21 protein-coding genes are annotated in these 25,819 nt (G+C 62.4%); 3 read left to right on the top strand and 18 right to left on the bottom strand.

The window, feature by feature from the left end:
- Nucleotides 1-145: 145 nt before the first annotated feature.
- The 6 genes from ACTNDJ_RS06385 to ACTNDJ_RS06360 all read right to left on the bottom strand — a co-directional run bounded on the left by ACTNDJ_RS06385 (nt 146) and on the right by ACTNDJ_RS06360 (nt 6,776).
- Nucleotides 146-1,084, bottom strand: coding sequence for a transketolase family protein (locus ACTNDJ_RS06385; RefSeq protein ID WP_427718099.1), 939 nt, complete (start codon nt 1,082-1,084; stop codon nt 146-148).
- Entirely contained in the window at nt 1,077-1,913 is an 837-nt protein-coding gene (locus tag ACTNDJ_RS06380; protein ID WP_427718096.1) for a transketolase, read from the bottom strand. The genes ACTNDJ_RS06385 and ACTNDJ_RS06380 overlap by 8 nt, the downstream gene beginning before the upstream one ends.
- A gap of 2 nt (nt 1,914-1,915) precedes the next feature.
- Nucleotides 1,916-3,316, bottom strand: coding sequence for an L-fucose/L-arabinose isomerase family protein (locus ACTNDJ_RS06375; RefSeq protein WP_441063924.1), 1,401 nt, complete (start codon nt 3,314-3,316; stop codon nt 1,916-1,918).
- A 255-nt stretch (nt 3,317-3,571) separates the two neighbouring features.
- On the bottom strand, nt 3,572-4,582 hold the full coding sequence (locus ACTNDJ_RS06370) for a LacI family DNA-binding transcriptional regulator (protein ID WP_427793677.1): 1,011 nt from the start codon (nt 4,580-4,582) through the stop codon (nt 3,572-3,574).
- Between the two features lie 219 nt (nt 4,583-4,801).
- Entirely contained in the window at nt 4,802-5,776 is a 975-nt protein-coding gene (locus ACTNDJ_RS06365) for a nucleoside hydrolase (protein WP_441015326.1), read from the bottom strand.
- 4 nt (nt 5,777-5,780) lie between these two features.
- The gene (locus ACTNDJ_RS06360) at nt 5,781-6,776 is read right to left on the bottom strand and encodes a ribokinase (RefSeq protein ID WP_441063925.1); all 996 of its coding nucleotides are present in this window, start codon (nt 6,774-6,776) and stop codon (nt 5,781-5,783) included.
- A gap of 186 nt (nt 6,777-6,962) precedes the next feature.
- On the opposite strand from ACTNDJ_RS06360, the gene ACTNDJ_RS06355 reads away from it, so the two are divergent.
- Complete coding sequence (locus ACTNDJ_RS06355; protein WP_441063926.1) at nt 6,963-9,155, top strand: acyltransferase family protein; 2,193 nt, start codon at nt 6,963-6,965, stop codon at nt 9,153-9,155.
- Nucleotides 9,156-9,344: 189 nt separating this feature from the next.
- Here ACTNDJ_RS06355 and ACTNDJ_RS06350 read toward each other — a convergent pair whose 3' ends face one another.
- The 12 genes from ACTNDJ_RS06350 to ACTNDJ_RS06295 form a co-directional block, all read right to left on the bottom strand.
- Entirely contained in the window at nt 9,345-10,541 is a 1,197-nt protein-coding gene (locus ACTNDJ_RS06350) for an Nramp family divalent metal transporter (protein ID WP_427747655.1), read from the bottom strand.
- 74 nt (nt 10,542-10,615) lie between these two features.
- Nucleotides 10,616-12,460, bottom strand: coding sequence for a magnesium transporter (locus tag ACTNDJ_RS06345; protein WP_441063927.1), 1,845 nt, complete (start codon nt 12,458-12,460; stop codon nt 10,616-10,618).
- Nucleotides 12,461-12,780: 320 nt separating this feature from the next.
- On the bottom strand, nt 12,781-14,187 hold the full coding sequence (locus ACTNDJ_RS06340) for a polysaccharide deacetylase family protein (protein WP_441041526.1): 1,407 nt from the start codon (nt 14,185-14,187) through the stop codon (nt 12,781-12,783).
- Nucleotides 14,188-14,259: 72 nt separating this feature from the next.
- Nucleotides 14,260-15,015 (bottom strand): PRC-barrel domain containing protein, encoded by a 756-nt coding sequence (locus ACTNDJ_RS06335; RefSeq protein ID WP_441048966.1) that lies wholly within the window; start codon nt 15,013-15,015, stop codon nt 14,260-14,262.
- Nucleotides 15,015-15,404: a YtxH domain-containing protein gene (locus ACTNDJ_RS06330; protein WP_154516595.1), complete on the bottom strand. Its 390-nt coding sequence runs from the start codon at nt 15,402-15,404 to the stop codon at nt 15,015-15,017. The genes ACTNDJ_RS06335 and ACTNDJ_RS06330 overlap by 1 nt, the downstream gene beginning before the upstream one ends.
- Nucleotides 15,405-15,540: 136 nt before the next feature.
- Nucleotides 15,541-16,368: a cyanophycin synthetase family protein gene (locus ACTNDJ_RS06325; RefSeq protein ID WP_441063928.1), complete on the bottom strand. Its 828-nt coding sequence runs from the start codon at nt 16,366-16,368 to the stop codon at nt 15,541-15,543.
- Between the two features lie 24 nt (nt 16,369-16,392).
- On the bottom strand, nt 16,393-17,766 hold the full coding sequence (locus ACTNDJ_RS06320) for a hemolysin family protein (RefSeq protein ID WP_441063929.1): 1,374 nt from the start codon (nt 17,764-17,766) through the stop codon (nt 16,393-16,395).
- 114 nt (nt 17,767-17,880) lie between these two features.
- Nucleotides 17,881-18,564 carry a PAQR family membrane homeostasis protein TrhA gene (gene trhA, locus ACTNDJ_RS06315; RefSeq protein WP_427747617.1) on the bottom strand — a complete coding sequence of 228 codons (684 nt, stop codon included), beginning with the start codon at nt 18,562-18,564 and terminating at the stop codon, nt 17,881-17,883.
- A gap of 385 nt (nt 18,565-18,949) precedes the next feature.
- Complete coding sequence (locus tag ACTNDJ_RS06310) at nt 18,950-20,155, bottom strand: DUF362 domain-containing protein (RefSeq protein WP_441063931.1); 1,206 nt, start codon at nt 20,153-20,155, stop codon at nt 18,950-18,952.
- Nucleotides 20,156-20,515: 360 nt separating this feature from the next.
- The gene (locus ACTNDJ_RS06305; protein WP_441063932.1) at nt 20,516-21,721 is read right to left on the bottom strand and encodes an ABC transporter permease; all 1,206 of its coding nucleotides are present in this window, start codon (nt 21,719-21,721) and stop codon (nt 20,516-20,518) included.
- Nucleotides 21,708-22,895: an ABC transporter permease gene (locus tag ACTNDJ_RS06300; RefSeq protein WP_441063933.1), complete on the bottom strand. Its 1,188-nt coding sequence runs from the start codon at nt 22,893-22,895 to the stop codon at nt 21,708-21,710. Before ACTNDJ_RS06300 ends, ACTNDJ_RS06305 begins: the two co-directional genes overlap by 14 nt.
- Before the next feature lie 10 nt (nt 22,896-22,905).
- Nucleotides 22,906-23,844 (bottom strand): ATP-binding cassette domain-containing protein, encoded by a 939-nt coding sequence (locus ACTNDJ_RS06295; protein ID WP_441063934.1) that lies wholly within the window; start codon nt 23,842-23,844, stop codon nt 22,906-22,908.
- A gap of 166 nt (nt 23,845-24,010) precedes the next feature.
- Here ACTNDJ_RS06295 and ACTNDJ_RS06290 point away from each other — a divergent pair, with 166 nt between their 5' ends.
- Complete coding sequence (locus tag ACTNDJ_RS06290) at nt 24,011-25,156, top strand: sensor histidine kinase (RefSeq protein ID WP_441063936.1); 1,146 nt, start codon at nt 24,011-24,013, stop codon at nt 25,154-25,156.
- Nucleotides 25,153-25,740, top strand: coding sequence for a response regulator (locus ACTNDJ_RS06285; RefSeq protein WP_441063937.1), 588 nt, complete (start codon nt 25,153-25,155; stop codon nt 25,738-25,740). Before ACTNDJ_RS06290 ends, ACTNDJ_RS06285 begins: the two co-directional genes overlap by 4 nt.
- The last annotated feature ends 79 nt before the right edge of the window (nt 25,741-25,819 follow it).

The raw sequence follows: 25,819 nt of genomic DNA, 5'->3' as shown, positions 1-25,819 counted from the left end.
TCAAAGACGACTGGCGGACAAGGAGCGAGCGGCCGTCAAGTGCCGCAGATTGCCGTGAAAGAGGAGCGCCGCGTACTTTGCGTACGCAAGCGACGGTTTGAACGGCAAGGTGCGGTGCTTGGCGGCCGCGCAGCGTCTGTTTCTACTAGTTGCCGAGGAACTCGGCGACGGTCTGCGCGATTCCGGCACCCGTCAGGCCGTAGTGTGCGAAGACCTCGGGGCTCGTGCCGGTGATGACCGGTGCGTCGGGCAGGGAGAGGCACTTGACCGGACGCGGGCAATGCTCGCCCACCACCTGCGCGACCATAGAGCCCAGGCCGCCGAAGGGGCTGTGCTCCTCGACCGTCACGACGGCGCGCGTGGCACCGGCAGCCTCAATCACTGCCTCGGCGTCAAGCGGCTTGACGCAATACATGTCGAGCACCGTTGCCGAGATGCCCTGCTCGGCCAGCAGGTCGGCAGCGTCCACGGCATGGCGGACCATCTCGCCGGTGGCGACGAGCGTCACATCGGTGCCGCGACGCACCCAGGTGGCGCGATCCATCTGGAACGGGCACTCGTCCTCGGTGTACACGTCCTCGACCGGGTTGCGGCCCACGCGAATGTAGGCCGGCTTGTTGTCGGCGACCAGGGCCCGCACGAGCTCGGCGGTCTGGAAGCGGTCGCTCGGCAGATACACGCGCATGTTGGGAATCGCACTCATGGCGGCGATATCCTGCGCGGAGTGATGGCTCATGCCCAAGGCGCCGTAGGACACGCCGCCCGAGATGCCGATGAGCTTGACGTTGGTGTTGGAGTACGAGACGTCGACCTTGCACTGCTCATACGAGCGCGTGGTCACAAAGGACGCCGGCGAGGCGGCCCAGGCCTTCTTTCCGCACGAAGCCATGCCGGCGGCGATGCTCACCAGGTCCTGCTCGGCAATGCCGACCTCGACGGACTGTTGGGGATACTGATCAAAGAACGGCGTGAGCGATGCGGAGCCGCGGGAGTCGGAGCATAGGACGACGATGTCCTTATCGGTCTTCGCGGCCTCGAGCAGCGTGTCGCAGATAACCTTGCGATTGGCGATCTTGTTAGCCATTGACGGCCTCCTTATGGGCAGCGAAATCGGCGATGATCTGGGCATATTCCTCATCGTTGGGCAGGTGATGGTGCCAGGCGGCCTTGTCCTCCATGACGGGCGAGCCATAGCCCTTCACCGTGTTGAGGATGATGACCGTGGGCTTGCCGCAGGTCTCGGCCGCAAGCGTCAGCGCGGCGTCGATGGCCCGGACGTCGTTGCCCGGAATGGAGAGCACGTTCCAACCGAAGGCGGCCCAGCGCTCCTCCTGCGAGTCCTGCTTCATAACATCCTCGGTGCTGCCGCTGATCTGCAGGCGGTTGCGGTCCACGAGTGCGCACAGGTTATCGAGCTGGTAGTTGCCGCCGCTCATGGCGCCCTCCCAGACCGATCCCTCGGCAAGTTCCCCGTCGCCCATGATGGTGTAGACGCGGTAGTCGCGGCCGTCCATCTTACCGGCGAGCGCCATGCCCACGGCCACGGGCAGACCGTGACCCAGCGAGCCCGAGTTCATCTCGATGCCCTTGAGCTTGTTGTTGGGGTGGCCGATGTAGGGGCTGCCGAACTTGGAGAAGCGGGCCTTGACGTCATCGAGGTCAAGATAGCCCTCGTGGCAGAGCACCGCGTAGTAGGCTTCCATGGCGTGGCCCTTGGAGAGCACGAAGCGGTCGCGGTTGGGATCGTCGACGGTCTCGGGTGAAATGTTGAGGTGGTTGGCGTAGAGGGTCATGAGGGCGTCGATCACCGACATGTCGCCGCCGATGTGGCCGCCGGCGCCAGCCATGATGATATCGACGCAATCGCGGCGAAGGTCCCAACGCAGGGACTCAAGCTCTTCGATAGTTGCCATTTCTACTCTCCTCGCAGGTAGGCTTTAACGTCTTCTTCGATGGGGTCGTACAGGTCGGGTTGGATGCCGATATACTTGCACGCCTCGTAGAGCACCGGCACCACGTTGGCGTGAATAGCGACGCAGTGGTGGATGTAGGGACCCTCGACGATCTTGGCCTCGAGGCGCTTGAGGTTGTCGACCTCGACCCACAGATAGGTGCCCATGCCGGCCGGGCCGTCGATGCCGCGGGCGTTACCCAGCAGCAGCGAGTACTCGCCGTTGTCGCCGTCAAAGCGGGCAAGGGTGAGGTCGCCGTGCTTGGCCTCGGCCGTCAGCGCGCCGGGGTGATCGAAAGCCAGCGGATAGGTGAGCTTGGGCTTGACGGCCGCGCAGCTGCAGGGCCAGGGGCCGCAGTGCTGCAGCAGCTCGCCGTTCTCGTTATCGGGATGGCGCACGGTCCAGTCGGCGAACATGCCGCGGTGACGGCCCAGGTCGGCGGCCTCGACCATCAGCGCGGTGATGGCGCCGTGGATATCGGTCTCGCATACGATAGGAATGCCCATCTCGTTGAGGATGGCGTTGGCGGCGCAGGGCATAATGCCCAGCTCGTCCTGGAGGGCGTTCCAGCACTGAATGGCGCCGGCGTTGCAACCGTACTTCTCGACCAGGCGCTTCATGGCGATGGCAAGACCGGCGACCGCGGGAACCTTATCCTCGGGGATGCAGATCTCAAAGCTGTCGTTGATGTGGGCAAGCATGGCAGCCATGGCCTGCTCGTCGGCCTGGGCGTCGCGCACGGCCTGGACAAGCTCGGTCATGGGAATGGGCGAAAGCTGGATGTTGAACTTCTCGAGCAGCTCGCCCTCGTTGCACATGGTCGACCAGAAGTCGAACGGACGGGTGGCCATCTGCAGGATGCGGGTGTGCTTGAAGGTCTTGACCACGTTGCACACGGCCAAGAAGTCCCAAACACCGCGCTCGAACTCGGGATCGGTCAGGCGGCAGTTGGTCATGTAGGTGAAGGGAACCTGGAAGCGGCGCAATACTTTGCCGGTGGCGAACAGGCCGCACTGGCTATCGCGCAGGCGGGTGCCGTCGGGCTCGGGGCGCTCGTCGCGCGGGCCCCACAGCAGCACGGGTAGGCCGAGCTCGCGGGCAAGGCGAGCGCAAACGTACTCGGTGCCAAAGTTGGCGTGGCACAGCATAATGCCATCGACGCCCTCGGCGCGGAACTTCTTGACGATAGGCTCAATGTGGCTGTCGTCGAACAGCAGGCCCTCGTCATTGATGTCGTCGATATCCACGATGTCGACGCCGATCTCGCGCAGGCGATCAGCCGTCAGGCCGCGATACTTGATTGCGTCCGGCGCGCTAAAGATACTGCGGCGCGTGGGCACAAAACCGAGCTTGATCTTGTCCATGTACGTCCTCCCCTAATCACATGTTCAGTAAACAGACGCATGTTTCGTTTTGTTCTGTTTACTAAATTTTTACTCCAGTGTTTAGAAGTTTAACGCGAAATACCCGTGGGCGGTAGAGAAATCAGCCTAAACGGTATGTAAACAAACTGAACATACAAGGGCAACAAAAAGAGGGCCCCGAAGGACCCCTTTTGGATGACGTTATTTTTCTGCCTTAGCGAGCTTTGCCGCCCTGCGGCCCGGCGTTGCCTTTGTCTAGATCTCACGCACGCTCTGACGCTCGACAAAATAGGTCGATACGGCTGTCTTGCAGGTATAGCTCTTGGGATTGCGGATGTTGCCCACCAGGCGGCGCACCGCGATCTCGCCCACCTCGTGCTTGGGAACGTGCACCGTGGTGAGCGGCGGGTTGGAGAAGGCGCCCAGAGATAGGTCGTCAAAGCCGATGATCGAGACATCCTCGGGCACGCGAATACCGTGCTCGTTGAGCGCGCGCATGGCACCCACGGCGAGCACGTCGTTTTCGGCAAAGAAAGCCGTCGGCAGGTCGTCGCGCGAGACGCTGTCGAGCCATGCGCCCATGTCGCGATAGGCGCCCTCGAGCGTGGTGCCCAGCGTAACGCGCCATGTCGGGTTGGCCTCAAGGTCTGCGTCCTCAAGCGCTTGGCGATAGCCGCGCTCGCGATCCTTAAAGTTGCGGATGCGAAGGTCGCCTGCCAGATAGCCGATCTGCCTGTGACCTTTCTCGATGAGGTGATCCACGGCGCGCAGCACCGAGTCGGTGTTGGCAATGACCACGGCATCGAAGTACTGACGATCGCTCCAGCCATCGAGCACGATCAGGTGGGCGGCAGCGTTGGCAAACAGGGCGTAGTCTTCCTCGCCCAGCTCGGTACCCATCAGCACGATAGCGGCGGACGGATCGGCGATCAGGCCCTCGACCTGCGGACGCACGGCGTCCAAGTCGCTAAAGTCGAGCGAGACAAAGCTCGTGCTCATGCCGTGACGACGCGCCTGGCGCTCCACGCCCTCGATGACCGCGGGATGGAAGGTGCTCTCGTCCAGAATGGCGCCCGTCTTGCGCGCGAGCACAAACTGAATGCTCTCGAGCTGCGTCGACTGCTGATAGCCAAGCGATTGCGCGCACTCCAGGATGACCTTGGCGGTCTCTTCACTCACGCTGCGCTTGCGGTTGAGCGCGTTGGACACGGTCGCAGGCGAAAAACCGGTGATGCGGCTGATCTCGCGAACACTTGCTTTGGCCATTGTTCCCCCTAGCAACGGCCGTGGCGGAGCATCACAACTTGATGACTCGACAACTAAACGACCGCAAATTCAATCTAAACAGAGTAGTAAATGTTTATGAGCTAGTTTAGCCTGTTGTCAAGCGAAGTGGCACGACTATTCCCCCAACGGGCACATTTACTCGGTAGCTAAAAAAGCCCCGTCCCAAATTGACTACATGGGGCGGGGCACGGAAATCATCTAGCCAAGAACACGGGCCATGCGCGTCTTGAACTCGGACAGGAAGCGCGGGGCATCCACGGTCAGCGCCACAAGCGCGCTCTTGTCCGGATCGGACAGGCGATGCTCGTCGCAAATGGTGCGGCCGCGATACTCGCCCAGCAGATCAACACGCAGATTGCAGCCGAGCGCACCCACGAGCGTGGGGTCGATCGCCACGGCGACGGCCAGCGGATCGTGCAGCGCACAACCACCCAGGTAGGGTGCGTTCATCTCGTACGAGCCAATGTAGTGCTCGACCATGCTCGCAAACGCACAGCCCGCCATGGTGCCCGAGCCCGTCCATCCGGCAATGTCGCGACGCGTGAGCACCACGCGATGCGTCACGTCCAGACCCACCATGGTGAGCTTGCGGCCCGAGCGCAGCACGGCATCGGCCGCCTCGGGATCGCTTGCCATGTTGGCCTCGGCGCCCGCGCTCACGTTGCCGGGCACGGTCAGGGCGCCGCCCATCACCACCACGCGGCCGATAGACATCACCGCCGTCGCATCGCGCTCCAGGGCAAGCGCCAGATTGGAGAGCGGGCCGGTCGCTACGTAGACCAGATCGGGACCATAAGTGCGCGCGGCATCGATTAGATAATCGACTGCAGCGTTGCCATCGACCGACGTCGCCCCCACCGGCTCATAGGGCGACGCGGGCACGCTCGCGCCGCCGATGCCGTTCTTGCCGTGGATGAGTACGGTGGACGCCGGCGGCGTATAGGGCTCAGTCGCCTGCAGAGGACGGTCGGCACCCAGGTACACCGGCACCTCGGGACGGCCCAACAAGTCGAGCACCGCCAGGCAGTTGCGCGCCGACTGGTCGACGCGCACGTTGCCAAAACACGTGGTAATGCCCACGAGCTCAACCTCGGGGCTCGCGATGGCATAGGCAAGCGCCATCGCATCGTCCACACCCATATCCAGATCAAGGATCAGCTTCTTGGTTGCCATTGTTCTACTCCGCTTCTCCGTCTTGTACTAAACCGTCTAAATCAAACACGCGCTCAACTTCGGTGCGCGTGGGAATCGACTGCTGCGCGCCCAGGCGCGACACCGTCACCGCCGAGGCGCGAGCACCCGCGGCCATGCACTCAAAGAGCGGCAGGCCCTCCAGACGAGCCGCGGCAAGCGCACCGATAAACGTATCGCCCGCGGCCGTCGTATCGACCACCGCGCTCGAAAGCGCCGGCATGCGCAGCAACTCGCCGTCGTCGCCGAGCGTAACCGAGCCGGCGCCGCCCAGCGTGATGACCGCAGCTCCGGCACCTTTGGCGAGCAGGGCATTGAGCGCCGCGACGCAGCTCGCATCGTCTGCAGGCAAGATGCCCGTCAGTACCTGGCACTCAGTCTCGTTGGGACAGACCAGGTCGACTGCAGGCCAGACCTCCGCAGGCAACTCGCAGGCTGGCGCTGGATTAAAGACCGTATAAAACCCCAGCTCGTGAGCGCAAGCAAGCGCCTCGGCCGTCGCTGCAAGGTCACATTCGCCCTGGGCGATAAAGACGCTTCCGGCAGCCGGGGCAATCTCGCTGGCGTTGCCATCGAGCTCATCGGTCACCAGACGCCTCAGCGCGCGGGCAACGTCCTCGCCCGCAAGTGCATGGTTGGCGCCCGGCGATAGCACGATGCGGTTATCGCCCTCACAGCGAATGATGGTCGCCGTTCCCGTCTCCACGTCGTCGCGGCGCGCCACAAAGTCACAGTCCACGCCAGCATCTTGGAGCCCCGCCACAAGCGACGAGCCAAACGCGTCGCGGCCGACCGCGCCGATCATGTGCGTGCACGCGCCCATGCGCGCAGCTGCTACGGCCTGGTTGGCGCCTTTGCCGCCGGCGTTGGTGATAAACCCGCTGCCGCCGACGGTCTCGCCCGCACGCGGCATGCGCTCGCACGCCACCGAAAGGTCCATGTTCATGCTGCCGAACACCGCAACGATGCCGCAATCTGCCATGGAAACCTCCTCGTCCGCGGGCTCTGCACCCGCTGTCGGCCGTCAATCGTGCGCTCTCGCACCTCTATAACTTTAGTTCACTTTGATGTGGACGCGCGCTTGAGCTTACGCCAGCAGCAAGCATTCACAGGAGTAGGCGGCTACAATGAAAGCGTGCTGATTATTCTCGTCATTGGATGATGTTTTATGGAACAATTCCCGCGATCGAGCTCGCGCAGCTCACGCCATGCGAGCGATCAACAAGCGCCGCACGAACGTTCGCGCACTAACCGCCAAACCACCGAGCCGCGCCGCGCTGCAGGCTCCCGTCGCTCGCCCGCCAACAAGGGCGCCCGCACCGACAGCGCCGCAAAAGAACAGGCGCCTACGCGTCCCAAATCTCGCTACATCCCCGCCCTCGACGGCCTTCGCACGCTCGCCGTTGTCGCGGTGGTGCTCTATCACCTCAACCTCACGTGGGCTCAGGGCGGCCTGCTCGGCGTCACGATCTTCTTTGTGCTCTCGGGATACTTGATCACGCGCCTGCTCCTCAACGAAATCGCAAAGACCGGTCGTATCGATCTCAAGAGCTTCTGGATCCGCCGCATCCGTCGCCTGTTCCCCGCCGTGGTAACCGTCGTGGTGGTGACCTGCGCACTGTGCACTGTCTTTAACCATGTGATGCTCACCAAGATGCGCCCCGACATCCTGCCGTCGCTGCTGTTCTTTAATAACTGGTGGCAGATCATGCAGGACGTTTCGTACTTTAACGCCCTGGGCGACCCCTCGCCGCTCACGCACTTTTGGTCGCTTGCCATCGAGGAACAGTTCTATCTTATTTGGCCGCCGCTGCTGCTCGCCATGGTATCCATGCATGTGAGCAAGCCCAACACGCGCCGCGTGGTCCTGGGCCTCGCCGCCGTCTCCGCCGTCGCCATGATGGTGCTCTACAACCCCGCCACCGACCCCAGCCGCGTGTACTACGGCACCGACACCCGCGTGTTCTCGTTGCTGCTGGGCGCCTGGATGGCCTTTATCCCCGACCGCGACCTGGCGCCTGCGCGCCTTGTCCGCCATCTGGGGCTCGACCGACTGGCCGGCGCCGCCAAGCACGACAAGTCAAAGAGCGACACCGCCGAGGCCGCCACGACAAAGCCAAGTGAGCTCGCACGCTTTTGGTCCTCCCCCGCATCCATCGATTTGATGGGCGTCGTTGGCCTGGTCGGACTCGCCGCCATGGTCGCGCTCACCAACGGCTATACCGCGTTTCAGTATCGCGGAGGCACGCTGCTGTGCTCCATCCTCACACTGATGGTTATCGCGGCATGCGTGCAGCCCCAGGGCATGGTCGCACGGGCCTTGGCCGCCGAGCCGCTCGTATGGATCGGCAAGCGCTCCTACAGCATCTACCTGTGGCATTATCCGCTGCTGCTGCTTATGAACCCGGTCGCCAACATCAACGATACGCCCTGGTGGCACTACATTTTGCAGGTGTTGTTGGTGGTCGCCGTGGCCGAGTGCTCCTATCGCTTTATCGAAACGCCGTTTAGGAAGGGCGCTTTTGGGCGCACCGTTTCCGAGCTCCGCGACGGCACCACCACGCCCGCCGGCTGGATGCGCGCACATGTCCCCACCTGCGCCGTTTGCGCCGTCGTGCTTGTTGTGGCGCTGGGCGGCCTGGTCTTTGTGCCCGACACATCCGCGCTGAGCGGCGAGGGCGCCGAAATCCTAAACAAGGAGGCCAAAAATGCAAAGCCTCAAGATCAACAGGCGGCCGACGACTCCGACAAAGACGACGACGGCTTCCCCGACGGAGCCTACGACCTGCTAATGATTGGCGACTCCGTGTCCCTGCGCGCCGTCGATGCCTTTGACGGCGTGTTCCCGCACAGCCACATCGATGCCGAAAAGGGCCGCCAGTTTGATGCGGGCCGCGCGACATTTGAGGGCTATATCCAGCAGAACCTTGCCGGCAAGATCGTGGTCTTTGCCCTGGGCACCAACGGTTTGGTAACGGACGCCCAGGTCGACGCGATCATGGCCGACGCCGGTGATCAGCGTATTGTCGTGTTTGTAAACACGCGCAGCCCGCAGCCGTGGGTCGGGTCCACGAACCAAGCCATTGCCAACGCCGCCAAGCGCTATAAAAACGTGCGTGTTATCGACTGGTACGGATACAGCACAAATCGCAACGACCTGTTCGATGGCGATGGCACGCATCTTTCGACCGCCGGTGTGACCGAGTACCTTAAGCTCATCCACGATGCCGCCAAGAAGGACCTACCCGTGCACCCCGAGGACCACGTTAACGATCCGCAGCCGGCGGCTGTCAAATCCGCTGCCGAGGCACTCGTCAACGCCCTCGCCTACAAACCGCACAAGCTAGGCACCGACAAGTAACGCACCGCCAAATCTGCTTACAATCCGGCACTTGGGACCACTTCCGCGACTTACAAAGCCGCCTCTGGGCTGTTAATTCACCCCAGAGGCGGCTTTATAGCTGCACATCGGTATATAACTAGCACCCTATAGCAGACAAAAACAGGCCGCAGCCCATGGCGGCGGCCTGTTTAGAGTCCAAGAGAGGCGCTACGCGCTGTAACCCATCGCTTGCAGAACAAACATGACGACCGTCAGCACCGTAATAACGCCGATAGTCGCCCAAGTGAGCACATTCCACACACGGCCGTTGCGGTTGGCGCCCATAATGTGTCGATCGGCGGCAATAACCACCTGGAACACCAGAACCACGGGCAGCAACACGCCGTTGATGACCTGCGAGGTCATCATAATCTGGAACAGGTCGACGCCGGGCATGAGCACCAGCACGGCAGAAATGCCAATGATTGCCGTAATGATGCCGCGATAGACCGGGGCCTCGTCCCAGCTGCGATCGGCACCGCGTTCCCAGCCAAACGCCTCGCAGATAGCGCTGGACGTAACGCCCGGCAGCACACAGGCGGCCAAGAAGCTCGCCGCGACCAGGCCCGAGGCAAACAGCACCGTGGACCACTGGCCCGCAATGGGCTCCAGCGCGCGGGCAGCGTCTGCAGCATCGCTAATCTGAATGCCCGCGGGGAACAATACCGTACCGGTCGTGATGATAATAAAACCGGCAATGACATCGGCGGCAATCGAGCCGCTCACGGTATCGATGCGCTGCAACACGATATCGTCCTCGCCCGCATTCTTATCGACCACGTTGTTCTGTGCCAGGAAAATCATCCAGGGCGCGATGGTGGTACCGATCGTCGCGACCACAAGCGACACGTAGCTGGGGTCATTTTGAATGTTGGGTACAACCAGATCGACCGCCACCTCGCCCCAACTGGGACCAGCCATAATTGCAGCGACAATGTAGGTCACAAACACGCAGCTCACCAGCAACAGAATCTTCTCGATGCGCTGGAAGCTACCCGACATGGTAAGCATCCAAACCATCAGCGCCACAAGCGGCACCGAGATGCTCGCCGGCACGCCAAAGAGGGCAAGGCCGCTCGCGATACCCGCAAACTCCGAAATGGTCACGGCTGTGTTGGCAATCAGCAGCGCCGCCATGGCCAGCACGCTCTTGCGCACGCCAAAGCGCTCGCGAATGAGCGAGGCCAGGCCCTTGCCCGTCACGCAGCCGCAACGTGCCGCGGTCTCCTGCGTCACGATGAGCAGCACGGTCATGACGGGAAGCATCCAGAGCATCTTGTAGCCATAGCTGGCACCGGCGCTGGAATACGTGGCGATGCCGCCGGCGTCATTGCCCGAAAGCGCCGCCAGAAGGCCAGGACCCATGGCACCAAAGATGGCCGCGATGGTCAGCTTTTGCTTGGTGCCCTGCTTTTGCTTGCTATTTTGCACGCGACCACCTAACCCATGACCGACATGGTGTGCAGCACCGCAGCGGCACAGTACGCCACGCACGAGATCATGACGGCAATGACGTTCATGGCGGTACCCGACGTATTGAGGTCGTGCTCGTCGCGCCAGAACAGCACCATCAGGTAAATCACAGCGCTCATGTTGCCAATCAGGCAGACGGTGGCCGCGATGTTAAAGCAGCCGGTAAAGAGCTGCTCCTCAAGCATGGGCGCGTCGGGGAACGCCGTGGTGCGCACCAGCTGAGCGCACAGGTAGGTCACGAGCGACAGGATCAGGCCCATGCCCGTGCTCTGGAAGAAGAATCCCAGATACGGCTTGGGTTCATCGTCATGGCCGTCGTACTCCAGGAAGTAGTTCTTGACGAACGACACCATACGCGAGGCAGCCAGCAGCACGAGCGGCATGGCGCACATGGGGAACACCACCAGATGCGCGGAGCCCAGCGCCGTCCCCAGCACTGCCGCCATGATGCACGAGGCAATGCCCCACACGACAACCCAGTACTGGCGATGCACAAACCAGCTGAGCACATTCGTCGAGTCGTCGGACGCGCTATCGCCCGAGCCGACGCCTGCGATCTGCAGGTCCTCCTGGTGCTCCTCGGCGATAACGTCCATGGCGTCGTCGAAGGTCACAATGCCCAAGATGTGGCGGTTCTCATCGCAGACGGGGATGGCGACCAGGTCGTACTTGGTCATCTCGTCCGTTACGTCTTCCTGGTCCTCGTCGGGCGACACATAAACCAGGTCGCGGTAGGCCAGCTGGCCCAGCGTGGCGTCGCGGTCGGCCACGATCAGCGTGCGCAGCGAGAGCACGCCGGTCAGCATACCGCTCGGATCCTCGGTATAGACGTAGTAGACGCTTTCGAAATCCTCGTCGAGCTTGCGGATCGCCTCGATGGCGTCACCGACCGTCGCCGTGGCAGGCAGGGAGACAAACTCCGAGGTCATAATGCGGCCGGCAGTGTTTTCCTCATAGCCCAGCAGGTTACGAATCGCCTTCTCCTCCTGAACGCCCATCAGGCGCAGGAGCTTCTCGGCCTTCTCGTAATCGAGCTCGTCGATCAGGTCGGCGGCGTCGTCCGGGTCCATCATGGCCAGCATCGACGACGCATCCGTGTCGGACAGGCCCTCGAGCATCTCGGTCATGAGCTCGTCGTCATCGAACTCCGAGATGGCCTCGGCGGCCTGGGCGGTGTCGAGCTGCGCGAACACCTGCGCGCGCAGGCGAGGATCGAGCTGCTCGATAATGTCGGCAATGTCGGCAGGATGCAGCTCGCCGAGCGTCTTATGCGACACCGACAGCTGGATGTTCTTAGTCGAGCGATCGAGCAGGTCCATGTAGGACCAGGCGATGATGTCCTCGCCGAGCGGTTTGCCCAGGTGCTTCATAAAGCCCTCGACGACATGTTCAAGAGCGGGGCTGATTGCACGCAGCAGACCGCGGGCACCGACTTCGGCACCCAGCAGGCGCAGCTGATTTTCGCCCGACATGGAAAACTTGATGTCGTTTACGCGCACAACCTTCATGCCCTGCGTGTCGACGATTTGTTTGTTGAGCACGTCGCGCGCGAGCAAAAGTTCGGTCGGCTGCAGGTACGAAAAACGGATTTCGGTAGCCGACGTCTTAAGGTATACGCCCGTCTCGTCGATACGGTCGACCCATTTTCGCCAGCTGATCATAAACGGCGTCTTGCCGGGACCGCGGAACGCGAGCGACGTCACGTGCGGAAAAACTTCGCCGGTAGCAATGCCAAAATCGTTCACAACGCCGAGCTTTTCGCCATCGACGTCCAAGACCGGCAGCTTGAGCATCTCACTCAGATAATTCACTGGTGCTCCCCATCATTATTCCTTCGGACCGTGGCCATGCCGGCACGCCATCCGTGGACTTTTAGATATGTATACGCATGCGCGGGCGGCACACCGCTCGGCGCTCACACCCCGTGCATGCGCAAGAAGCACCTGCAAGGGGTCATCGACTGTATGGTCGAGGTTTGGATTTCACCTGCAACCTTTCTCTTGACCCTTGTTATCCGCAGTAACTATAGCATCAGCATCGCGCCGTGACGCCAAATTTATGCTCCAAACATCGCAGGCATACCAAACGCTGACGCATCCGTGACATAGTCGTTTAAAAACGTCCCCCGTGACTAGTCTGTGGTGTCGTTATCTTCGGCGAGCTGGGGAAACACGGCGTTCTTGGGCATGGAAGTCTTCGTTAGCGAGGTGAGTTTTTTGCTCAGCGACGTATCCGTCTTAACCAAATCGCTCAGCGTCACGATCTTGTAGCCCTTGGCGACAAGGCCATCGATGATCTGCGGCAGCGCTTCGAGCGTCTGTTCGGAGCACTCGTCGCTATCGGTGAACAAAACAATGTTGCCCGGAGTCACCGATTCGAGCACTGTCGAAACCTGTTCGTCGGCGCCGTTGAGCAGCCAGTCGCCCGAATCGATATTCCACGAGACCACGGCAGACACCAGGTCCATCGCATCGATCCAGTTTTGCTCGTCAAACGCGGCGTAGGGAGCACGCAGCAACATCGTCTCGACGCCGGTCGCCGACTTAATCGCCTCGGTGCCCTTCGTGATCTGCTTGCGCACCGCCTCGCGATCCTTGCCCTTGAGCGAATCATCGCTGTAGCTGTTGGAGCCGATCTCGCATCCGGCATCGACAATCGCTTTGGCAGTAGCGGGCGAGGCTTCCGCAGCATCGCCCGAAAGGAAGAACGTCGCCGTGACGCCCTTTTCCTTGAGCACCTGCAAGACCTGCTTGGTCGCGCCGCTCGGGCCCTCGTCAAATGTCAGGGCCACGTACTTTTCGTTGCCCTTGGGCGCTACGCTCGCGCACTCGACTACACAGTCGGTGGCGGGCACGACCTCGCCGCGGTCCTGCGTCTTGCCCGACTGCTCGCCGACCCATACCTCGGAGCGGCCCCGAACGCCCCAGGTTTTAACGTATTCGATAGCGCCCGTGCCCTCGACCTTCAACTTGGGCTCAATGGTCGTGACCTGGACCTCGTGCTTCTCGTACGTGTCGCGGCCGTCTTTGACCGTCACTTTCTCGCCGCCCGTTAGCTCGCGGCTATTCCACTTGCCCTGCTTCACCCGTTTGCCGTCCACCTTCACCGACAGCTTTTCGCCGCCACGGCGGGTAAGCACGCTATCGTCGACAGCCAACAAGTCGCCGGCATCGTAGGTGTCGGTCAGGCCTTGATCATCGATAAGGTTCTGCAACGTGGAGCCCACGCGCACCGAAGCCTGCTCCCCATTGAGCACAATGTCCACGCTGCGATTGACATAGCCCACGACGGCAGCGATAAACAGCACGAGCGCACAGCCGACAGCGATGAGCGCATAGGGCAGGCGGGACGGTCGGCGCGGTGAGCGCCCGTTGCCGATGCGCGCGCTGCGATCGCTAAACCCACGGCTATGGTTGAGGTACATCGCGCCGGGTTTACGGCGACGTCGACGCTGACCGCTGGGCAGCTGCCCCAGGTCGCGTCGCGCCGTCGGACGCGCACCCGAGCGCCCGTTTAAGTTAGATCCGTTTTGGCGCATGTGCCCTCCCCCATAAACACAGCGAGCCGGAGCAACATGTCTCCGGCTCGCCCCCCATCATTTGGTACGTCGCTATTTGCTAGCTTTTGACGAGCCCCCGCTCGCCTTTTGATATTCGTCCTTAAAGGCCTTGAACATACCGCGCGTCTTGCCGAGCTGCTTGCCCAGTGCGCGACTGCCCTTGTCCACGGCGGCCGATCCCTTGTCATCGAGCACCTTGGCGCCCTTCTTGACCTTATCACCCACCACGACACTGGCCTCGGCAGCCTTGGCGGCCGCGCCACCCGAATACCCGAGCGACTTGACCTCGTCCGAGACAATCATCGCGCCGTTCTCGTAGCCGAGCAGCATCGTCGGCGGCATCTGTGTGTCGCCCACCAGCACACTCGAGGCAGTGCCGGCGGTCACGTAGAACGTCTGCACGATACCCGAACGCGGCTTGAACTCAACGTCCGAGCAGTAGCCCACGACGTCGCCCGATTCCGTGCGCACGTCCATGCCAACCCAGATGATGCAATCGTCCAGGTTGATATCGAGGCGCTTGGCCGCGGCGGCATCGTAGGTGCCCTTGACATCGTCGACCGCGACAGCACCCTCATAGACGCCGATGGCATCGAGCGCCACAAATCGATCGGGGCGCTCGATCATGCCCGCGATATCGGACTGGCGAACCATAAAGCCCACCACGCGCGTACCGCCCGGGGTAAAGACCGGAAAGTGAATCTTGCCGAGCTTTTTGGGGCTGCGCGGCGTGCCGTCCTTTTTGGTGCGCTTGTCTTCGGCAGGCTTACGATAAACCTTGACGCCGACAAAATCCCCTGCGCGCATTATGCCTCGGTCGAGGGCTCCGTGGCCTCGGTGTCGGCCTCAGTGACGTTCTCGACCACGACGTCGGCAGCGGGCGTCACGTTGCCGCCCGAGATGGCGTCGTTGAGCTGCTCGCGAAGCTGGTCCATGCGCTCGCGGGCCAGGTCGACCTTGGCGCGCAGGTCATCGGTCTTGGCGTCGACCATCGGACCAAAGTCGTTGACCGCGGCACGAGCCTCCTCGGCACCGTGCTCGTAGGTGTCGCGCATGTTGTCCCAGGCATCGTTGGCGATATCGGCGGCCATGGCACGGGTCTCGGCACCCGAGCGCGGGGCCAGAGCAACGCCGATGATAGCGCCGGCGGCAGCGCCAAAGAGCGCACCGGAAACAAAGCTGAAAGTCTTTCCCATGATCATTCCTCTCCTGCGGGCACCTCGATGCCCACCGTTTGAATGCTGTCCATTATACCCGCAGCGCAACACTTGCCGTCGCGCTCATCTGCGTACGGTAAAAGCGCAGGTACATGATGGTGATAAGCGAGTGAGCCTACTCCTGCGGTATGGCAGGCATGGCCACCGTGGCGGCCGGGTCCTCGCCGGCGCCATCAACGAGCGGAAGCGCACCTTCCTGTGCGGGGCCTGTCGGAACCGTCGCCGCGCCACCGTAGACGGCAGCGGGGGCCTCGTGGCTCTCGGCGGTCGCGCCCTCGGTATCGATTGCCTCCTGCAGCTCATCGTCAAAGCTCGGGACACCCTGGGGCTCCGCGGGCTCGGACTCGACAGCTTCCTCAGCAGCTGCCTCGACGCCGGGTTCGGAATCGGCAGGAGCCTCGCCTTCGGCCACATCCTCGGCGTTTGCGGCGGCGATGGCCTCGTGCGGATCCTTGCCCTCGGCCTCGGCGCGCATACCCAGCACCAGGTTGCGCAGGCCCGCGACCGTGCCCTCCACGTCAGGGGCAGGCTGGTCGGCGTGCAGATAAGCCCAGTCCATCATAAAGGTCGCCGAAGACAGCGCGCCGATGGCCAGCGCGTCATCGGGGCATGAAAGCTCAACCTCAAAGACACGCTCATCGTGCTCGCTTACGCGGGTACGGCCGCACGAAATGCTGCCGGCGAGACCGGTCTCGTTCATGAGCTCCACTGTCACGTGCTCCAGCAGATGGCAAAGCTCGGTCTGGCCCATGCAGTCCTGGAATTCACGACCGGAATCGCCTAGGCACAGGTGCTTGGCAATCGCGGGCACCAGGTAATACACGCGCGCCGTGGCCTCGATGTCCTCCGAGGTCATGAGCGGCATGCCGGGGTTCACCAGCACATGCGCGCAGATCTTGTCCTCGCTGACGGTGACCTTAAGGATGTTGAACAGGCCTGCCATAACTCTCCCCTACTCTTCCTTGCCCTACTCGTCGCCGTCGTGCGGGCCCGCAGAGCCCGCGCCCGGCGTCGCCGGATTATCTGCCGAGGACTCGGAATCCTTCTTATCGGTTTCGGCCGGAGCGATCACGCGAATAAGCGAGATGCGCTGGCCACGCATCGACTGCACCTTGAACTTGTACCCTGCAACCTCAAACACCTCTCCGATGTCGGGCACCGAGTCGCAAAGTTCCAAAATCCAGCCGGCGATGGTCTCATAATCATCGCTTTCCTCGAGCGGCCAACCAAGCTCAATCGCATCATCGCACGAAAAACGCCCATCGACGAGCCACTCACGGCGCGAAAGACGCGTGAGGTACTTGTTGTCGGGGTCGAATTCGTCCTCGATCTCGCCCACGATCTCCTCGACGATGTCCTCGATGGTAATGATGCCAGCCGTGCCGCCGTACTCGTCCACGACCACCACGATCTGGTCGTGCGAAGTCTGCATCTCGGACAGCAGCGGCAGGATGTCCTTGGTGTCGGGCACAAAGGTGGCGTCGCGCAAATAACCGGCGATGGGCTGGTCGCCCTCGCCGTCGAGCGAGGGCTGAATCAGGTCCTTGATGTGCGCGATGCCCGCCACGTTGTCGGGATCTTCGTGATAGACGGGGATGCGGCTAAAGCCGGTCTGGCGCATAGTGGACAGCACGTCGGCGACCGTCTCGTCGTCCTCGCACATGGTGGTGTCCACGCGCGGCACCATGACCTCGCGGGCAACGGTATCGCCCAGGTCGAAGATCTCGTGGATCATACGCTTTTCCTCGTCGAGCAGGTCGTCCTGCTCCGAGACCATGTACTTAATCTCTTCCTCCGAGACGTTTTGGCGATCGTCGGCGCTCTTGATGCGCAGGATGCGGGCCAGACCATCGGAGCAAGCACCAGTCAGCCACACGAGCGGACGGGCGATCTTTTGGAAAAACGACAGCGGCCCCACGACCTGCTTGGACACGCCTTCGGCATTGGCCAGACCAATGCGCTTGGGCACAAGCTCGCCAATCACGATGGACACGAAGGCGACCGCAACGGTGATGATGACCGGCGCCAGTCCGCGCGCGATGGCAGAGAGCGGCGCGATGCCAAAGCTCATGAGCCACGTGGCGAGCGGGTCGGACAAGCTCGTCGAGGCGACGGCGGACGAGGCAAAGCCCACGAGCGTGATGGCGACCTGGATGGTGGCGAGCAGCTGGTCGGAGTCGGCAGCCAGCTTAACGGCGCGCTCGGCGCGTTTGTCGCCTTCCTCGGCCTCGTGCTCCAGCACGGCGCGCTTTGCCGTGGTGAGCGCCATCTCGGACATAGAGAAGTAGCCGTTGATGAGGGTCAAAACGAGGGTGGTGATAAGGGAGATGGTTATGTCCATCGGGAGTTTCTCGAACCTCCAAGATTCGGGACGTTAGGTAGTAAGCGTAGATAACGGATAGGGCAGTTGCGTCCGGCGGCCGCTTGGATGGGTCCGCAGGCACAGACGTGATCGCTAGATTACGAAGAGGATCACCGCCATGAACTGGAAGATACTGCCGGCGAGCACCCACAAGTGAAACACACTGTGCAGGTAGCGCACGTTTTTAGCGATGTAGAACGGCACGCCCACGGTGTAGCACACGCCGCCGACAGCGAGCAGGGCAAGTGCCACGGGGTTGAGCAGCGACACGAGCTCGGGCAGCTTAAAGACGACGAGCCAGCCCATCAGCAGGTAGACCAGGCCGCTTACCCAGTGCGGTTGACGCTCGCGCATAAAGCACTCGAGGGCGATGCCGATAATGGCGATGGCCCATACGGCAAAGAACAGCATAGGGCCGCCATCGTTTGCGAGCGTGATGAGGCAAAACGGCGTATAGCTGCCGGCTATGAGCAGGTAGATGCAGCTGTGGTCGATGATGCGAAACACGCGCTTGGCGCGTGCGGGCTGAATCGCGTGGTAGAGCGTAGAGGCTAGGTATTCGAGGATAATGCTGACGCCATAGACAATCGCCGCGGCCATGTGAGCCGGGCCTCCGCCGCGAAGAGCGGCAAATACGATCAGGAGCACCAGGCCCGCGATGCCCAGCAGGCAACCGACACCATGGGTGACGGAGTTCATGATCTCCTCACCCACCGTGTAGTGTGGAACGGCCGCGGTCTTGGGTCGCGGCTTAGAACTGTCGCTCGAATCGGACATGCCGGTTACATCCTCCAACGTAAAGAGTTCTCAACACTATATCAAAGCGTCTGGGTACGTGCGAAATTTGCACCATACGTGACCCCTTGTTTACCCATTCTTTTCTTGTTGACGCATCAACGGCGAACAATCATGGTTGATTACAGCGCTGGAGGACCGTTTTGGCTCCCGCCTTCGGAAGTATGCGGCAAAATCTGGAACTGCCGACCAGACCGCAGTTTTACCAACAATTTATCAGGGGTTTTGTTGCCAAAAAATGTCGTGTGCTCGGCGGTCTCGAAATTTGCCGCATACTTCCGGAAAGCCGCCCGTGAGCGCTGTGCTCGCGGGCGGCTTTTGCTCGAATTACGCCACAAAGGCGCTTATATTGTCCAATAGCTAGGCGCTATTTGACCTCGATAAGCTCGTACTTGCTCGTGCCCAGGCCGATCTTCTCGGCGTGCGCGATGCACGCGCGCCAGTCGGTGTCGGGATGCGTGATGCAGAAGGGGTCACGCGCCTGCTCGCCCTCCAGATGCTCGTGGTTATGCTCCATCTTGGCCGCGCTATCGGTGAGCTCGGTGTTGGGCAGCGGCTCGGACGCCATGACGGCATCGGCACAGGCCTGGTCGATGGCGACCGGGTCGAAGCTCGCGAACATGCCGATATCGTTGACGATAGGCGTATCGTTTTCGGGATGGCAATCACAGTTGGGGCTGATATCCATGGCAAGCGAGATGTGGAAGCTCGGGCGGCCGTCGACGACGGCCTTGGTGTACTCGGCGATCTTGCAGTTGAGCACGTCGGCCGCGGCGTCATAGACGGGCTTGATGGCGTCCTGGTTGCACACGCCGATGCAGCGTCCGCAGCCCACGCAGCGATCGTGGTCGATGGCAGCCACGTGCACCGTGCGAGTAGCGCCGCTGGCAAGCTCGCGCTCGCGGGTGTCGTCGAACGAGATAGCGTTGTGCGCGCAGATCTTTTCGCAGGCACGGCAGCCAATGCAGTGCTCGGTCGCGACGTTCGGCTTGCCGGCGGCATGCTGCTCCATCTTGCCCGCACGGCTACCGCCCCCCATGCCCAGGTTCTTCATGGCGCCGCCAAAACCGGACTGCTCATGGCCCTTAAAGTGGGTGAGGCTAATCACGATATCGGCATCCATGAGCGCCTGGCCGATCTTGGCCTCGCGCACGTACTCTCCGCCCTCGACCGGGACGAGCGTCTCGTCGGTACCCTTAAGGCCGTCGGCGATGATGATCTGGCAGCCCGTGGCATACGGGGTAAAGCCGTTCTGATAAGCGGTATCGATGTGCTCGAGCGCGTTTTTGCGGCTACCGACATAGAGCGTGTTGCAGTCGGTGAGGAAAGGCTTGCCTCCCAGCTCCTTCACGACATCCGCGACGGCGCGGGCGTAGTTGGGGCGCAAAAAGCTCAGGTTGCCCAGCTCGCCAAAGTGAATCTTGATAGCGACGAACTTGTTCTCAAAGTCGATCTGCTCAATACCGGCGCGGCGGATGAGGCGCTTGAGCTTGTCGAGCTGGCTCTCGCGAGCATGCGTACGCAAGTTGGTGAAGTACACCTTAGCGGGTGCTGTGGGTGAAGTTGCGGTCATATATATCCCCTCGGTCTATATGGCGTTACAGACATAGAGGATGGTACCCGTTAAAGCGGGGTCAAAGTCAAGTACGGCGCCTAGTCATTGGGGACAGACTTAAATGAGTGACTACTCATTGGGGACAGACTTAAATGACTGAAACCACTCATTGGGGACGGACTTAAATGAGTGCCTCGCCACCTGGCGGCTAGGGACGTTCCTTTCCTGCCGGCAGCTGGGGACAGCCCTTGCCAACCCTGCCGGCGAGCCGGCGAATCGGCAAAGACTGTCCCCGATGACTAGTCGTTTAAGTCTGTCCCCAATGACCACCCTTGGTCGTTTAAGTCTGTCCCCAATGAGCACCCAATGACTAGGTGGCTAGGCGTGGGATTTGGCGTGAGTGAGGGCTAGGCCTACGGCGGCGATGGCCATGGCAAAGAGCACCGTGACGCCCAGATCGCAGACGATGTCGCCCAGCACGGTGGACGTCAGGTCCGACGAGAGCGCCTTGCCGATTGCGTCGTTCACCCAATACGTCGGCACAAAGTGCGCCACCGTCTGAACGGCCGGGCCCATCAGCGACAGCGGCATCCAGGCGCCGCCCAAAAACGTCATGAGCATGCCAAGCAGGTTGCCCACACCGTTGAGCAGCTCCTCGCGCGCGCCCAGGCTCGACAACGCAAAGCCAACGGCCAGCGGCGTGCACGCCAGGGCAAACGTTGCCGCCAGTGCCAGGCATACACGACCCACGCCGACCTCGGCGACCGCGCCGGCAAAGCCCACGACGCCCATCATGCTCGACACAAACCAGATGCAGACGGCGAGCACGGCGGCGGCCGCAAACACGGCAAGCGAGCGCTGACGCTCGGAGACCGGACTGGCCTCCGAGCGGCGCACGCGCTCGGGCTCGTTCATGCCCGAGAACACCAGCCCCACCGATACGATGACCGACGAGATAATCGCGTACGTGCCAAAGTTGAAGTACGACTCAAGCGTGGAGGCGGCTGTCGAGTCGACCTTGACCTGCTCAATCTCGACCTCCGCGCGCTTGACGGCGGCATGCTCGGCGGCCTTGGCGACGTCACCGTCGGAGGCAGTAGGATCAAGTGCGGCCGCAGCGCCCGCGAGCGAGATCCAGCGCGAGGCCTCGGCAGACGAAAGCGCCGCCGCCATGGTGCCGGCACCGTAGGTCACATCGAGCTTGGGCAGGGACTCCCCCGCACGGGCGGCTGCAACGAGGTCGCCCTCAAACCCCTCCGGGATAAAGAACACGCAATCGGCGCTGCCCTTGGCGCTGTTGCTCTTGGAGAGCGCGTCCGCAAGGTCGTAGGTGTCCTCGCCGATACCCGTGACCAGATCAAAGCGCGAGCCCAGGTGCTTGGTAAGCGCACGCGAAAGGTCGCTGTCGTCGCGGTCGACCACGATCACGTTGGTGTCGTAGGGCTCGTACTCGGTGAGCTGCGACGAGTTCCAGCTCACCGATGCCGCGATGAATACGCCCATGAGCGAGATGAACACCGTATAGATGAGCAGGTAGAACGGGTGCGCCAGTGCCATGCGAAGCGCGGTCTTAAAGGTGCTCATAGCGGCTCCTTCCAAAGATCAGCGTGGCGGCGGCAACGAACAGCAACGCCATAAGGGCCAGCGCGCCAGCGCGAACGGCAAAGGGACCCAGGTCCTCAAAGAAATACAAGCGGTTGAACATGTCGCAGATGAGCTTGACGGGATTGAGCCAACTCTCGGCCGGGCAGGCGCGGGCGACGTCGTCGGCAAGCGCCATCGCCGGCTCGCCATAAAGCCCGGCGAACAGGGCACACGTGGTGGCAAAGCCTGTGAGGATGCCCGACTTGGACGCCTTGCCGCCCTTAACGGGAAGCGTGCCCACAAAAAGGCCCAGACCCGTGGCGGCAAGCGCGGACACGGCGCCGCCCACCAGGCAGAGCCCCTCGCGCCCGCCAAAGTCGACCCCCACGACCAGGCGCACGTAGCCGATCGCGATCGTCATCGAGACAAAGGAAACCAACCACGCGCCCACAAAGATGCCGGCCAGCGACGCCGTCTTGGAAAGGCCACCCACGCAGCGACGCGCACCAAGGCCAGACAGATTGGGCTGCAGGTCGACGACGCTCAAGGCGGCAAACTCGGCAGACATCATCGCGACCAGGCCAAAGAGCGCGTAGTAGTAGATGACCGTGCCATCGGGCGTGGCACGCGTCAGGCTCACACGGCGAGTGCCGCCTTCGAGCGACAGGGCGCGCGCAACCGCCTCCGGGTCGGCGAGCGCCGCCGGGTTGTCCTGGGCAATCTGGCGCATGAGCTCGGCATTTTGCGTATACGAGCTTGCCACCGTCTCCAGGATGCTGCGGTCGGTGAGCACCGACGTCGCACGCGAGCTGTCGTAACTCGATAGCAACGTGAGTTTGGGCGTGCCCGCGTCGTCGACCGCATAGATGCCCGCGACCTCGCCGGCCTTAAGAGCACGGTTCGCATCGACTGCATCGTCGCACTCGTGGATCTCGAGCAGTTGGTCGTCGCCTTCCTTGGCAAGCGACGTCGCCACGTCCTTAAAGGTCGAGGCGCCCCAGGCCTCATCCGCCACGACGGCCACCGGCACCGGGTCGACCGTGCCGTCGGAGCTCAGATTCGCAAACATAAACATGAACATCGTGGAAAGCGCGACGGGAAAGATCGCGCCCCAAACCCACGTGCTCGGCCGACGCAGCAGCGTCTTGACCGTAATGATAATGGTGTTGAACATGGCCGCCCCCCTAGTCGCGCAGCTCGCGGCCGGTGATCTCGAGGAACACGTCGTTGAGGGTCGGCGGCTCGCTCCACACGCGGCCGAGCGCCACATCGGCAGTGCGCAGCGTGTCGAGGATGTCAACCAGGTTGTGCGGGCTCGCTTCGCAGGTGCAGATGAGCTCGCCGCCGGAAAGCTCAACCGAAAGCACGTGCTCGAGGGCGCGCAGTCGCTCGACCGTGGCGAGCTCGACGGCGCCGACCTCGACGGTCACGCGCTCGCCCATCTGAATCATGCGCTTGAGCTCGTCGTTGGTGCCCTGCGCCAGTACGCGCCCGCCGTCCATGATCATGATGCGGCTGCAGATCTGTTCGACTTCCTCCATGTAATGGCTGGTATACACCACCGTGGCGCCTTCGTCGCGCAGGCGGCAGATGCCCTCCAGAATGGCATTGCGGCTCTGCGGGTCGACGGCCACCGTGGGTTCGTCGAAGAAGATGAGCTCGGGCTTGTGCGCGATGCCGCAAGCGATGTTGAGGCGACGCGCCAGGCCGCCCGAGAGCTTGCCGGGGCGAAACTTGGCAAAGTCGCCCAGCCCGACAAAGTCGATGGCCTCGTCGACCAGCTCGCGACGGCGCTTGCGGTCGTTGACGTAGAGGCTGCAGAAATAGTCGATGTTCTCGCGGACGGTAAGCTCGTCGAACACCGCCACCTGCTGCGGCACCACGCCGATGCGGCGCTTGAGGTCGTAACGCGTGGGCGTCATGGGCTCGCCGAACAACTCGATGGTGCCTTTATCGTAGGCGAGCAGCTGCAGAATGCAGTTGATGGACGTGGTCTTGCCCGAGCCGTTGGGGCCCAGCAGGCCAAAGATCTCGCCGGGGGCGATGCTCAGGTTAAAGTGGTCGAGCGCGATAAGATCGTCGTAGCGCTTGACGAGGTTTTCGACGTGGACGATGTCTGTCATGAGGTGGCCCTTCCGTTGATTGCGGCCCGGTACGATTGCATCATCGCAGGTGCGGGCGGCGCGCACCAGTGAGCTTTGTCACGAGTGCGGCGGGGGCGGGCGGGAGGAATGTCACGGTTGCGGCGCCTGAGCAATCGTCGCGCGCACCATCGCGTACAATACCCGTATGAACAGGCTATTCGACAAATCGATCGTGCTGGCGTGCTGCATTGCGGCCGCAATGGGCCTTGCCGTGGACGCTTGCTTGGTCGCGGCGTTTTGTCTTGGCGTCGCAGTCGCCTCGCTTACGGAAATTGCACAAGGCGAACGTGCCCGCCGCGCCGGTGAGGCCGCGAGCTACGCTTACATTATGGTGGCCGTCTTTGTGCCGTCGTTTGTGCCGTTTGCGCCCCTCGCCCTCTATGACATCGCGCGACGCGTGCGCCGTGAACACGTTTGGGTCGCGCTGGGCGCCGGCGCCATCTTTGTCTGCGCACTCGTCGCATATGCCCACGCCGGCGCGCTTCCCACCCGTGCGCTGCTGTTGACCGCCATCCTTTCAGTCGCCGCCACCTTGCTGTCTCTGCGCACCGCTCAGCTGGAGCGCGAGCAGGAGCGCATGCGTCGCACCCGCGACGAGCTGCAGGAGCGAGCCCTCGCGCTCGAGGCGCGCAACCGCGACCTTGCCGACCGCCAGGACTACGAGGTCGAGCTCGCAACGCTCGCCGAGCGCGCCCGCATCGCACGCGAGATCCACGATAACGTGGGGCACCAGCTCACGCGCGCCTCGCTGCAAACCGAGGCCCTACGCGTGGTCCACGCCAACGAGCCCGGCGTCGCCGCCGACTTCGCTGACGTCAAGCGCACCGTGGACGAAGCGCTTCAGCTCGTGCGCTCGAGCGTCCACGCGCTCAACGACAACGCGGCGAATCTCTCCGTACAGCTCGAGCGCATCGTGGAGGGCGCGCGCTCAGATGGCGGGCCGCAGATTGAACTTGAGGTTTTGGCCGAGCATGCGCCCGCAAATGTCGCCAACTGCTTTGCGGCGGTCCTGCGCGAGGCGCTTTCCAACGCCATACGCCATGCTTGCGCCCATGCTGTCACCGTACGATGCATGGAGCATCCGTCGTTTTACCAGCTCATCGTTACCGACGATGGCGCAGGCGGGGCTCAAGCAAGCGGCCGCAACGTCACAGGAGGCATGGGGCTCGGCTCCATGCGCGAGCGCGTCGAGGCGCTTGGCGGCACCTTCACCGCCGGCCCGCGCGCCGGCGCCGGCGGCTGGCGTGTGTTTGCCACCGTTCCCAAACAGCAAGGAGATGAGGGTCGATGAGGCTCATCGTTGTCGACGACGACCGCTTGGTGGTCGATTCGCTCAAGATAATCCTGGGCGCCCAGCCGCAGATCGAGGTGGTGGGTACCGGCGCCGACGGCAACGACGCAGTGGCTCTTTATGCCGAACACGCACCCGATATCGCGCTGCTCGACATTCAGATGCCGGGGCGCGACGGGCTTTCGGCGGCCCGCGAGATCCTTGAGCGCGACCCTGCGGCGCGCGTGGTGTTTCTGACGACATTCTCGGATGACGAGTACATTGTGTCGGCGCTCAAACTGGGTGCCCGCGGCTACCTGATCAAAACCGATGTCGCTGCCATTCCGCCGGCGTTGGCCCAGGTCATGGACGGCAAACGCGTGCTCGAGGGTAAGGCGATCGAGGATATCAACTTTGATGGGGCGGGCGTCGAGGTGGGCACGACCCGCCGGCCCGCGGCCTTCGTCAGCCTGACCGACCGCGAGTTCGAGGTCGCCGAGCTCATTGCCCGCGGCCTCGATAACAAGGAGATTGCCGCCACCGCCTATATGGGCGAAGGCACCGTGCGAAACCACATCAGCTCAATCCTGGCCAAGACGATATGAGAAAGCCATTTGGGTCGCCTCCCCCGCGGCGCAGCTTCTTTTCGCGGGCTCGGGATGCCACAATGGGCTTTGAGTATCG

The organism is Collinsella sp. HCP3S3_D1 (genome assembly GCF_052064015.1).
Lineage (GTDB): Bacteria > Actinomycetota > Coriobacteriia > Coriobacteriales > Coriobacteriaceae > Collinsella.
This window is presented reverse-complemented; position numbering and strand designations above follow the sequence as displayed.